This is a genomic window from Flagellimonas myxillae, assembly GCF_023502235.1.
GTDB classification, from domain to species: domain Bacteria; phylum Bacteroidota; class Bacteroidia; order Flavobacteriales; family Flavobacteriaceae; genus Flagellimonas; species Flagellimonas myxillae.
Genome location: NZ_JAMFLY010000001.1, coordinates 615,076 through 628,529, shown reverse-complemented (window position 1 = coordinate 628,529; position 13,454 = coordinate 615,076). Strand labels below are relative to the sequence as shown.

Sequence of the window (13,454 nt, the reverse complement as noted above, 5' to 3'; positions counted from 1 at the left end):
TCTTAAAAGATATTCTTTTCAACCAAAACTCCATTAATGAGGCACATCATCCATTTATCTTTATTTCTATTTTTTTTATCTGGCTGCGAACAAGAAAACAAGAAATTGTCATTAGGAGAAGATGCGACCAAAAACGTACTTGCCAGAACACTTGGAGAAGAGCATGCATCAAAATTTGAACTAGTGCTTGCTGAGCAAGATGGTCTGGACACCTATACAATTTCGGCCAATGACAATGGGGTGACCATAACTGCAAATACGCCCAACGCTTTGACACGTGGAGCCTATGACTACCTGCGCAATGGTACACATTCTATAATCAGTTGGTCGGGTAACCGAATTAATTTCCCAGAAAAGCTTCCAAAATATGAGAAGACGGTACGTTCCCCTTTCAAATATCGTTATTATATGAATTCGGTGACCCATGGCTACACAACTCCATATTGGGATTGGAACCGTTGGGAAAAAGAAATTGATTGGATGGCCATGCACGGCATGAACATGCCTTTGATAGCAGGAGCTCACGAAGCTATTTTATTGAGAACATTTAAAAGATTGGGGCTGACAGAAGAAGAAGCTCTCGATTATTTTTCCGGCCCTGCCCACTTTCCATGGAACAGAATGGGAAATATAGGCAGTTGGGACGGCCCTCCCCCAATCTCTTTTTTCAACAAACAAATTACATTGACCCATAAGATGCTCGATCGTATGAACGAACTCAAAATGCAACCCATTGTTCATGCTTTTGCAGGTTTTGTGCCAGAGGCCATTCAACGTTTATACCCCAATGAAGAGCTTCGTGAGTTGGGCTGGGGAGGATTTGACAAAAAAGTGCATATTCTCTCTCCCAAAAGTGATCTCTTTACCAAAATAGGTAAGTTATTTATAGAAGAATGGGAAAAAGAATTTGGAAAGGGTAAATTTTATTTGGCCGATAGTTTTAACGAAATGGATGTTCCCCTTTCCCACAATCCCGAAATAGCCAAACAAGAATTGGCCGATTATGGGGAGATTGTCTACAAGCCTATAGCAGAAGCCAATCCAGATGCGATATGGGTGATGCAAGGCTGGACGTTTCCTTACCATAGGGATAAAGAGGGTAAACTATTTTGGACTCCTGAGCGATTAAAAGCCATGATGTCCAAAATCCCTGATGATAAGCTCTTGATCCTCGATATGGCAAACGAATACAATGCGATCCATTGGAAAATTGATTACTCGTGGGATATGTACAAAGGGTTCTTTGGCAAACAATGGATTTATTCCTTTATACCAAACATGGGTGGGAAAGTGCCCTTAAATGGCGTTTTGGATTTTTATGCAAGAGCACCAAAAGAAGCACTGGATTATAAGAACAAAGGTAATTTAGCAGGTTTTGGTTTTGCACCCGAGGGCATCGAAAATAATGAAATTATTTATGAGCTCTTATCCGATTGGGGGTGGAGAGACACTCCCATAGATTTAGATACTTGGATAGAAAGCTACTGTTTGGCACGTTACGGTGCTTATCCAAATGAAATAAATGAAGCCTATAACTTATTGAGAAAATCGGCTTTGGGAACATTTACCGACCATCCTAGGTTCAAATATCAATTCAGACCCGGTACTGGCAGAGCTACAGTGCACAAATCAGAAAATTTTGAAAAAGCAGTAAAGTTGTTCTTGGAAGCCTCAAGCCAGATGGGAGAGAATCATTTGTATAGGGCAGACGCCATTGAATTGGGAGCACAGTTGATGGGCTTAAAGATTGACAAACTACTAATGGCTGCAGAAAAGCATACGGACTCGAAAAAAGTATTCGAGACCTATCAAACGGCTATAGACCTTATGCATATTTTGGATAAAGTATTGGCATCCCATCCCAATCATAAATTGGGTAATTGGGTTGAGTTGGCAAGAGGGTTTGGCGATACGGAAGAGGAGAAACTGTATTACGAAAGCAATGCAAAAAGATTGAATACCACTTGGGGTGGGGGTGTCAATGAATATGCTGCACGGACCTGGAACGGACTCATCGGGGATTACTATGCGAAACGTTGGCAATTATGGCTCGATGCAAAAGGACAAGAAAATGAATTTGATATGCTGCAATGGGAAGAAGATTGGATAACATCAGCATGGAAAAACAATCCCTCAACTTTTGACGATCCTATTAAAAAAATACAAGAAATACTGTTTCCAGAAGAATGAAAAAAAACATATTGATTTGCTTATTATTTACAAACCTTTTTGGCTTTGGCCAAGCCACTATCAAATATGGCACTCCATCTTCCCCTTGGAATGCTGGATTAGGTAATCACAGGGCTATTATTGAAGTTTCTAAAAATGCTGATGCAGTAAAACTCGACTTTAATTGGAGGCGGCATGATAAAAATCCTGATGAACGTAGGTTTTTAATAGTAAATGCCCAAACAGGAGATACCATTCCCAATATTCATAGATTATCCGTAAATAACGAAACCTGTAAATTGGTTTTTGGCCCCGTTGAAAAGGGAACCTATCACTTCTATTATTTACCCTTTAAACCCGACAATGAATGGGGATTTTACCGTTACGGCTATCTTAAAAAAGAAGACGCTCCGAGCAAGCATTGGATGGACGAGAACCAATTGGAACAGCCCAAAAAGCTGAAAAAATTACCAAAGGCCATCTGTGCTGAAGTTCAAGCCAGAACAGATTTCGACTCGTTTTACCCCATGGAGGTAACGGCCAAGCGAGCTGAACAAAAACAGTTGGTAAGCCGCACGAATTCAGATTACATCGCCATTGCCGAAGATAGGCGTTATCCAATTAAAATGCGGCATCATCTGCCATTAAAATGGATTAAAGAAGGCATCACCGATCAATTTGAAGGAACAGCCCAAAAAAACGAATACTATGCCTTCCAAATAGGCATTTATGCATCCAAAACAAATCTTGAAAATATAACGCTACAATTTCACGATTTAAAATCCTCAACTAACAATAGTATTACAGCAAGTGCCTTTACCTGTTTCAACACCCATGGTATAGACCCGTACGGAACACCGTTCACCAAACAAGTAGACGTTGCCAAAGGTAAAGTGCAACCCTTATGGATAGGAACGGACATCCCCGTGCACATGCAACCAGGTACGTACAAAGGGCATGTTACCATTAAGGCTAATAATCAACCCGATAAAACCATTGACATCACCTTACATGTTTCCGAAGAAACCATTGCCGATAGAGGCGATAACGAACCATGGAGACACTCCCGTTTACGTTGGTTAAACTCTACTATTGGATTGGATAACGAACCTACAAAACCTTACACGCCTATTAGCTTAAAAGAGGAAAATCAACTCGATTTATACGGAAAACAGGTTACATTAAACGAATTTGGTTTACCCGCTGCCATTACGGTTTGGGATACCGAAATTTTGAAGGGCCCCATACAATATGTTTTGGAAGGCGAAACCATAGTAGCTTCAAGTGTTCACAAAACAAATCTAGATTCAGGTATTTTTGCACGAACGGTTTCGGCCCAATCGGAAAATTTTGAGATTCAAACCATCAATACAACCGAGTTTGACGGTTATATAAATTACCAGATAAAACTTGTTGCCAAAAACGACAATGAACTCAAGGATTTTAAACTAGAAATCCCATTTCAGTCCAGCATAGCAGAATATATGATGGGTATGGGCTTACCAGGCACCTTTGTCGCTCAAAGTCACACAGCCAAATGGAAAGGATCCCAAGATAGTTTTTGGGTTGGAAATACCTATGGCGGACTGCACGTCGAGTTAAGAGGAGGTGATTATCACGGGCCGTTACTTAATCTATACAAGCCCGAGCCGCCCGAAAGTTGGCATAACGGAAGAAAAGGAGGCTTTACAATAGAAAAAAAAGCTAATGAAACCACAGCAACTGTCTATTCTGGAAAACGAACCTTTAAAAAAGGGGAAGCTTTGGTGTTTGAAGTATCGTTCTTAATCACGCCGGTAAGACAGATAGATACCAAAGGACAATTCACCAACAGGTACTATCACGACGGATTGGATCCTAAACCAGAAGAAAACGAAATTACCGACGGCGTAAAAATTGTAAACCTGCATCATGCTAGCACGTATAACCCGTATATCAACTATCCTTTTATAGCCACAAAAGAGATGAAAGGCTTTGTTAATGACATGCATGCCAAAAGCCTAAAGACGAAAATTTACTACACCATCCGTGAACTATCCAATTATACCACAGAAATTTGGGCTTTGCGCAGTTTGGGAAATGAAATCTTGGGTACGGGCAATGGTGGTGGCTATCCATGGTTGCAAGAACATTTGGTAGACGATTACCGTTGGCAATGGTATTCACCGCTAGAAAATGGTATCGATGCATCCATAGTTAACGCACCTGGTGATTCCCGTTGGTACAACTATTATTTAGAAGGTTTGGCGTGGTTGGTAAAGCACATCGATATAGACGGCTTGTACTTGGATGACGTGTCTTACGATAGACGTATTTTAAAACGAATGCGCAAAATATTGGATAGGACAAAACCGGGCTGTATGATGGATTTACACTCCAATACCGGATTTTCAAAAGGCCCTGCAACCCAATACACTGAGTTTTTCCCGTATTTGGATAAATTGTGGTTTGGAGAAAGTTTTGTATATGATAACATGCCAGCAGAAAATTGGTTGGTAGAAGTTTCGGGCATTCCATTTGGACACATGGGTGATATGCTACATGCCGGTGGAAACCCTTGGCGGGGGATGGTATATGGGATGACCGTACGCTACCCGTGGTTTACAGATGGCGTTACCTGCGACCCCAGACAGATTTGGAAAGTATGGGACAGTTTTGGTATTGCTGAAGCCAAAATGATAGGTTATTGGGATAAACACCCTGTGGCAAGTACCAATCATCCGGATGTTAAGGCTACGGCTTATGTTAAGGAAGGAAAACTTTTGGTTTCAGTAGCGAGTTGGGCAAAAGAAACGGTAACGGTAAAACTGAATATCGATTGGGATGCTGTTGGTTTAAATAGGAATCAGATAAAAATAAAAGCCCCTAAGATTGAAAATTTTCAACCAGAGAAACACTCTTCAGTAAATGATGAGATTAGTATAGAACCCACAAAAGGCTGGTTGTTCATTATAGAATAAAACGTAAAACTTGATGGCACTAATGAGAAACAGAATAAGAATCATACTACTTTATCCCCTAATGGCATTGTTGCTGGTTTCCTGTAACAAAAAATCGCAAACCCATAAAGAAACTCAACAAAAAACACATGAACTCGTATTCGAAGAATTGGCCCAAAGCTGGGACGAAGGCATACCATTGGGAAATGCCACCTTAGGAGCATTGGTGTGGAAAAATGGGGACAAACTTCGTATTTCTTTGGATAGGGCAGACCTTTGGGATTTAAGACCAATGGCAAACCTAGATTTTGAAAACTACGATTTCAATTGGGTATGGGAACAATGGAAAAAGGACACTTATGAAAAAGTGCAACAAAAATACGACGTACCCTATGATAATCTGCCAGCACCGTCTAAAATCCCTGGCGGAGCTATGGAGTTTAACATACAAGAACTAGGACCAGTTGAGTACGTAAAACTAATATTAAAGGATGCCGTTTGTGAAGTCAAATGGAGAAACGGAGCCATGCTTCATATCTTTGTTCATGCTACAGAGCCAATTGCTTGGTACAGGTTTAAAAATATAACAGGTACTATAAAACCGACCATTGTACCTCCACCTTATTATTCAGACAAGGTATCATCATTGAACGACCCTGTTTCCGGCCAGGACCTTAGAAGGCTGGGCTACCCAAAAGGAGAGCTCACAAGCACAGAAAACTCCATTACGTATAATCAAAAAGGGTGGTCCGATTTTAAATTTCAGATACACACCCAATGGAATCAGAAGGATGATGATCTAATGGGAAGTTGGAGTATATCTTCTCAAAAAGATACTACCGATATATCTAAAAATGCACAGCAAACAGTAAATGATTTCAATGAAATAGGATGGCAAAATGCCTTTAACGATCATAAAAATTGGTGGAAACAATTTTGGGAGCGTTCCAACATCACCGTTCCCGATTCCATTTTGCAACATCAGTGGTATATGGAAAAGTACAAATTAGGTGCAGCTGCAAGAAAAGGGGCACCACCCATTTCACTTCAAAGTGTATGGACAGCCGACAACGGTAAATTGCCACCATGGAAGGGAGATTATCATCACGACCTTAATACACAGCTGAGTTATTGGCCTACATATTCAGGCAATCATTTAAATCTTGAAGAAGGCTTTTTGGACTGGTTAGATACTCATAAAAGCACGTTTAAAAAGTTTACCAAGGATTTTTATGGCACAGATGGCCTTAACGTTCCTGGAGTGACAACATTGACCGGGGAACCTATGGGGGGCTGGATACAATATGCCTTTGGGCCCACGGCTGGGGCATGGTTAGGACATCATTTCTATCTACACTGGCGCTACAGCATGGATAGGAACTTTCTGGAACAACGAGCTTACCCTTGGATTAAAGACGTTGCAATTCATTTCAATAATTTATCCATTGTAGGAGAAGATGGGAAACGAAAACTGCCCTTGTCCTCAAGCCCTGAAATACACAACAATTCAAGGGATGCTTGGTTCGATAAAACCACAAACTATGACCTTGCATTGGTTCGATGGACTTACGAAAAAGCATCAGAACTGGCACAGGAGCTTGGCAAAAAAGATGAAATAATAAAGTGGCAACAAAAATTGAAAGAATGGCCTTATTTTGCTTTTGATGAAACGGGGTTGATGTTTTCCCCTAATTTGCCCTATCAAGAATCGCATCGCCATTTTTCACATTTGATGGCCTATCATCCATTAGGACTCATAGATTTCTCACAAGGTGAAAATGATCGCTCAACAATCGAAAATACTTTAAAAAATCTCGAAGAGGTAGGCACTGCCGGTTGGACGGGCTATTCCTTTAGTTGGCTAGGAAATTTAAAAGCACGTGCGTTTGATGGTAAGGGAGCTGCCGAAGCATTGAAAATCTTCGCTACAAGCTTTTGCTTGCCCAATAGCTTTCATGTCAATGGTGATCAAAGTGGAAAGGGTTATTCTAACTTCACTTATCGTCCATTTACATTAGAAGGGAATTTCGCCTTCATGACTGGCATACAGGAGATGTTACTACAAAGCCATACTGGCACCGTACATTTATTTCCTGCCATACCACAAGATTGGAAAAATGTTTCTTTTGAAAGTCTTCGCACCGAAGGTGCATTTCTGATATCAGCTTTCATGAAAGATGGCAATATGCAACAGGTTACAATTACTTCGGAAAAAGGAGGAACAATAAAATTAAAAAATCCTTTTAAGGACAAAAACATCAGTATTGATGGAAATTTGAAGGCTGTTTGGGAGGGTGATATAGTATCATTTACGTTGAACCCTGGTCAATCTGTTGTATTACTACAAAACTGATACACAAATCACAATTAATGTTTTTATGCCTCCCATTATTTGTAATTTTCATGGGTATAAAAACGTGACAAAATGTTGAGAACCATCATTATACTGACTTTCATTTTGCTTTCAAATATAGGCGGTGCACAAAAAGCCACTATAAAAGAAGAAAAGCTGAACATGAAAACCTATATGTTTTCAGACCCTAGTCCCATTCCCCAAATTGGTAGACTCTATCCCTATTTTAGGTTTGACGGCTATACAGACCAAGCAAAAGAGAAAGTGTGGAATATGGTTCTTTTAGAAAACGACTATATAAAAGTATTTGTGTGTCCCGATATTGGCGGTAAAATATGGGGTGCTATCGAAAAATCAACTGGAAAGGAATTCATGTATTTCAATCATGTGGTCAAGTTTAGGGACGTAGCCATGCGTGGTGCTTGGACCTCGGGCGGATTGGAATATAATTTTGGAGATATAGGCCATATTCCAACCTGTGCTACTCCTGTAGATTATCACATTAAAGAAAATGAAGACGGCAGCGTGTCTTGTATTGTTGGTGCTTTGGACTTGCCATCCAGAACCAATTGGAATGTAGAAATACGATTGCCCAAAGACAAGGCCTATTTTGAAACCAAAGCCACATGGTTTAACAATTCAGATGTGCCGGTAACCTATTACCATTGGATGAATGCCGCAGCAAAATCCGAAGGTAATTTAGAATTTCTCTACCCAGGTAACAAACGTATTGGTCATGGGGGCGAAATAGGCGAATGGCCGATGGATGATGGACGGGAAATCAATTTTTATAAGCAGAATGATTTTGGAATTTACAAGTCTTATCACGTTATTAATTCCTATTCCGATTATTTTGGAGGCTATTACCACGATGACGATTTTGGTTTCGGACACTATAGCCTTTACGACGATAAGCCCGGAAAAAAAATATGGATTTGGGGCCTTTCCGACCAAGGGATGATTTGGGAAGACCTATTAACAGATTCCGACGGACAATATATTGAATACCAATCGGGTAAGCTGTTCAACCAAGCCGCAGCGAGTAGCACCAACACCCCCTTTAAGCATCGTGAATTTACGCCCCACGATACCGATGTGATGCACGAATATTGGTTTCCTCTAAAAGAAACAAATGGGATGGTAGCCGCTTCAAAATATGGTGTTTTAAACGTTGAGCAATCTGGGAATGAAGTCACCCTATTTTTAAGTGCCTTGCAGCATTTAAATGACGATTTGGTAGTGACCTCACAAGGAAAAATCATTTTAAATAAAAAGACAAAAGCGACCCCGTTGCAATTGATTACAGAAACAGTAACCATAGAGAATGGCAGTGATTTTGAAATTAATTTCGGAAATAAAAAACTGTATTACAGTTCCAAAAACCCAAATAATAGCGTTGATAGGCCCATTAAACCCAATACCTATTTTAATTGGGAAACCTCTTATGGTCTATATGTTGAAGGCTTGGAATTGGAGAAACAACGCCGTTATCCCGAAGCGCTGCAAGCCTATGAAAAAAGTTACCAAAAAGAACCAGGGTTTGCGCCTGCACTAAACCGATTGGCACTGGGTCATTATCGCATCATGCAATACAAAAGTGCTTTGGCATACACTAAAAAAGCATTGGCAATCGATACCTACGACGGATTGGCAAACTACAACTTCGGTTTAATCCATACCGTTTTAGGGAATACCAACGAAGCCAAAAGCGGCTTTTCAATCGCCAGTCAGGACATTGCCTATAGGTCGGCCGCTTACACCGAATTAGCCAAGCTTTTCTTTAATGAAAATCAATTCAGTAAAGCCAAAACATATATAGAAAAAGCTCTAAATTTTAATGCATTCAACATAAAAGCCTATGAGCTTCAGGTGCTTATCCATAGAAAAGAGAACAAAAAAGCAGCAGCTTTAAAATCAATACAAAACATCACAAACTTAGATGCCACCAGCGTGTTTACCGCTTCAGAATTGATGTTTATCGGAGAACTTAACAGTACTGAATTCAAAAGCAATATCACCAACGAATTACCCTATGAAACCTACTTGGAACTCGCTTTGCACTACTTGGCCTTAAACCATCGGGATGAAGCCATGACCATATTAAAATTAGCACCAGAATATCCCATTGCAGCATTATGGCTGGCCTATTTGGACGCTAAGCATACTGAAGAGCATTTACAAGAAGCCCTAGAAATGCCCATAGATTTGGTGTTTCCGCATAGGGTGGAAACCGTATCGATGCTAAATGAATTCATCAGTAAAAATCCACATTGGAAATTAAAATATTATTTGGGGCTTATTTATTGGAACAAAGGATTGGTGGAAGCTGCCAAAAACTTGTTTACCGAATGTGGCAATGAACCTGATAGTCCTGTTTTTTATCTGTCAAAAATTAAATTATTTTCAGATGAAGCCAATACTATCGCGCATGCCTTGGAAAAAGCATACGCTCTGAATAACAAAGATTGGCGGGTAAATATGGCACGCATAGAACAGCACTTGGCCAACAACGAGTTTGAAGCCGCAGCCCATAAAGCCAAAATCTATTTAGGGCTATATCCTGAAAAATCACAATTCGGGATGCACTATGCCAAAGCATTGATGGTCATGAAACGCTATGACGAATGCATCAGCTTTTTAAAACACTTTAATGTACTGCCCTATGAGGGTGCAACCATAGGACGGACAATGTACCATGATGCCTGCATCAATGCCGCATACGATGCCCTTCAGAAAAACAATTATAAAAAAGCCATAGCCTATGCAGAACAGGCCAAACTTTGGCCACAGAATTTAGGTGTGGGCAAGCATTACGATGTGGATGAGCGCTTGGATAATTTCATAATCGCCTATAGCTTAGATCAAATGGGCAAAAAATCCAAAGCTGGACAGGTCTATAAAATGATTGCAGAGCATAGCACGCCCAAGTATCTGAACGAAAGCACCAAATTTTGTTTGCAACTTATGGCGTTAGAAAAACTAGGCAAAACCCAAGAAGCCAACAACCTGCTAAAAGAAGCATTGCAACATGAACCCAATAACCAATATCTAAAATGGGTAGAAGCAAAATATAAAAACAACAATCCAGAAAAAATAAAAAAGGACATTTTGGCGGCAGGCAATGAAGTACAGGTCTACGACACCAAGTTTGTGGATACCGAATTTGAGCTGCTTTTAGGCTTTCTTAAAGTTTTATAGAACAACATGAAAATCAAAGTATGCACCCTGGTTTCATTTATCTCAATGATATTTGTGACAAACGCCCAAACAACACATAGGGAAAGACCTGCGGAATGGAATAGTTTAAGTGAGGGTGGAAGATTTATGGATCTGTTCAGGCCCATTCCCGTTTTAGATTCCCTCACGTCCCAAGTTTGGGGAGGAAAAAACGTGGTTCCCAGATATAAAAACAATGGTATTGAAGACAAAGCTTGGTCTTATTGGGGTGGAAATATTTTAATGGGAAACGATGGTAAATACCATATGTTTGTTTGCAGATGGCGTGAAGATTCTTCAAAAGGACATATGGAGTGGCCCAATTCGGAAGTTGTCCATGCTGTTTCCAAAAATCCGATAGGACCTTTTAAGGTTGTGGAAACCATAGGGGAAGGACACAACCCTGAAGCATTTCAATTACAGGACGGTAGGTACGCAATTTACGTAATAAACGGTTATTATCTATCAAACAATATTAATGGACCGTGGACATACGGCAAGTTTGATTTTGATCCTAGGGACAGACCAATCATTGAAGGGCTCTCCAATCTGTCATTCGCAAAAAGAGAAAATGGATCTTATCTTATGGTGTGCAGGGGAGGTAGCATATGGTTGAGCAAGGACGGTGTGGCTCCGTATAACCAAACAACCGATAAAAGTGTTTACCCGCCTGTTGAAGGAGAATTTGAAGACCCTGTTGTATGGAGGGACCATGTGCAGTATCACATGATCGTAAACGATTGGTTGGGTCGCATAGCTTTTTACCTACGGTCAAAAAACGGTATTAAATGGAAAATAGAACCCGGCGAGGCTTATCTGCCAGGCATTGCCAAGTATGAAGATGGCACCATGGAAGATTGGTTCAAATACGAACGGATAAAAATATTGCAAGACAGTTTGGGAAGGGCAGTTCAAGCCAATTTTGCCGTGATAGACACCCTAAAGTTCCAAGACAAGCCCCTGGACGGGCATAGTTCAAAAAATATCGGTATTCCTCTTGCTGTCCCAAAACAGTTAGAACTACTTCACAAGCGAAAAATTTCATCGAAAACCAAAACTATTTCTGTGCGCATAAAGCATGAAAAGGATTTTAACCCAATTACCGACCTTGATTTGAGTTCGTTACGATTCGGAGCACCCGAGAAAGTAAATTTTGGAAAAGGATGCAAGGCAGTGAGAACGGAAAAGCACGGGGCAGACCTTATCGTACACTTTGATGCTACGGACAATGGTATCGGCAATGACAATTTTACGGTAAAATTATTGGGGAAAACTAAGCAAGGTGAGTTGGTTTTTGGTTATGCCCGCTTGCCATGGATAAACTATATCGAGCCCATTTTATCGGCACGTGATCCAAAGCTTCAAACTAATGGATTAATGGTAAGGGTCGATAATTTTGGCCAAGTAAAGTCAAGATCATCTAAAATGATTGTGGAAGAAATGAAAAATGGCAATTGGACAATCATGGGAAAAGCCACCATTCCAAAATTGGATCCTTTCGGATACTCGGATGTGCTTATTAAAATAAAGGCCAACCGGGAAGATTTGATTGACAGGAGAATTAGAATTACAATTTTACACCCCAATAAGCCTAAAAATCTCCATGAAGGAAAGGTCATCAAATAAAAAATATCAGATTCAGGGGTCAATTCTTACCTAGCAAGGACCGAGTTTTCTTTTTTTACAGATGATTTTGGATTTGGCCATTGTACATCAACGAATCATCATTGAGGAAGTTCCACTTTCCCAAAATTTCTTTTGAAATATTTATTGCGTCTCCGGATGGTACTACATTATATGATTGCTCGTCCCATGTTTGTTCCATCCAACTGCGCTCAAGTGAATAAAAATCAATTTCCTTGGCCGTTTGTCCTTTAAGACGATTTTTCATTTCTTCAATAAACATTTCCCATCTAGGCTTATAATAGGTTTTCAGCAAGCTGTTCCATTCCCACCAAGCATAATCCCTGAGTATACTTTCACCTTCGGTTAATGTGGTAACCTGCATACGTGCGTTTTTTTCATCTATGGCGGCTTGCTGTTTGTTTGTGCCAACATTCTGGCATCATTAATCCATTTGCCCAACAAAAAGTCGGATTCCATTATATAGAAGGTCAAACTAATTAAACGAGCGAAATCAAATTTCGCGCTGCAAGCCCCAAATCCTTACCAGGGACTAATACTACTGAGCGAGGTAACTGCTCAAAAGCCATCTTTGAATCTCTTTTTTAGAATGTGCAGTTCCCCTGCGTCCGTGTCCACTCTGTAATAGGGAGAACCGAACCTGGGTTTTACCCATTCCACCCTGTCCAGAAAATGCAATGCTGTTCTAGTTGCTGTTTTATAATCCTGTTCCAAAAACTCATATTTAACCTTCGGCACCGTTTTTTCCAATTTGTTCCATTCCTCCCTGGTCAATTTCTTGAACATCGTTTCTTCCCGAATCGGTTCCTTTTTCTTTTTAACAATTTCATGATGTCCAAAAAGGGCCAATAGCATTTCATTCGTTGGCAATGTCTGGGTCTTTTCTATATCCTTTACAATAGCGATAAGAGCATTTATTCTTTTGCGGGTCTTCTCCCCATCTTCATCAACCCGCTTCGGAAATCGACTTGAAGGGGTAATTCCATGCCATTCAAAGAAATCCATGACTACTTCCAAAGTTTCAGAATAGGACTTGGTGATTTTCCTTGAAAATCGCCTGAACCTTTTTATGGTTCTATGGTGCAGCCGTATGGTTCCGAATTGATCCATTTTCTTATTTTTCCCATTCAATT

Annotated in this window: 6 protein-coding genes and 1 pseudogene; 5 read left to right on the top strand and 2 right to left on the bottom strand. The window is 40.3% G+C overall.

All coding sequences use genetic code 11. The annotated features are described in order from the left end of the window. Positions 1–36 precede the first annotated feature (36 nt). The 5 genes from M3P07_RS02950 (at position 37) to M3P07_RS02930 (ending at position 12,303) form a co-directional block, all read left to right on the top strand. Positions 37–2,190, top strand: a complete 2,154-nt coding sequence (locus M3P07_RS02950; protein ID WP_249968402.1) for an alpha-N-acetylglucosaminidase — start codon at positions 37–39, stop codon at positions 2,188–2,190. Beyond that, positions 2,187–5,129 carry a glycoside hydrolase domain-containing protein gene (locus tag M3P07_RS02945; protein WP_249968401.1) on the top strand — a complete coding sequence of 981 codons (2,943 nt, stop codon included), beginning with the start codon at positions 2,187–2,189 and terminating at the stop codon, positions 5,127–5,129. Before M3P07_RS02950 ends, M3P07_RS02945 begins: the two co-directional genes overlap by 4 nt. A 346-nt stretch (positions 5,130–5,475) precedes the next feature. Beyond that, a complete protein-coding gene (locus M3P07_RS02940) occupies positions 5,476–7,461 on the top strand; it encodes a glycosyl hydrolase family 95 catalytic domain-containing protein (protein ID WP_249968400.1) in 1,986 nt (661 codons plus the stop codon). 72 nt (positions 7,462–7,533) lie between these two features. Beyond that, on the top strand, positions 7,534–10,659 hold the full coding sequence (locus M3P07_RS02935; protein ID WP_249968399.1) for a DUF5107 domain-containing protein: 3,126 nt from the start codon (positions 7,534–7,536) through the stop codon (positions 10,657–10,659). 6 nt (positions 10,660–10,665) lie between these two features. Continuing rightward, positions 10,666–12,303 (top strand): glycoside hydrolase family protein, encoded by a 1,638-nt coding sequence (locus M3P07_RS02930; RefSeq protein WP_249968398.1) that lies wholly within the window; start codon positions 10,666–10,668, stop codon positions 12,301–12,303. Between the two features lie 55 nt (positions 12,304–12,358). Here the strand turns inward: M3P07_RS02930 and M3P07_RS02925 are convergent. Then, positions 12,359–12,724, bottom strand: a pseudogene (locus M3P07_RS02925) (alpha-N-acetylglucosaminidase C-terminal domain-containing protein); the annotation flags it as partial. Between the two features lie 155 nt (positions 12,725–12,879). Next, positions 12,880–13,431 (bottom strand): BfmA/BtgA family mobilization protein, encoded by a 552-nt coding sequence (locus tag M3P07_RS02920; protein WP_249968396.1) that lies wholly within the window; start codon positions 13,429–13,431, stop codon positions 12,880–12,882. Positions 13,432–13,454: the final 23 nt, after the last annotated feature.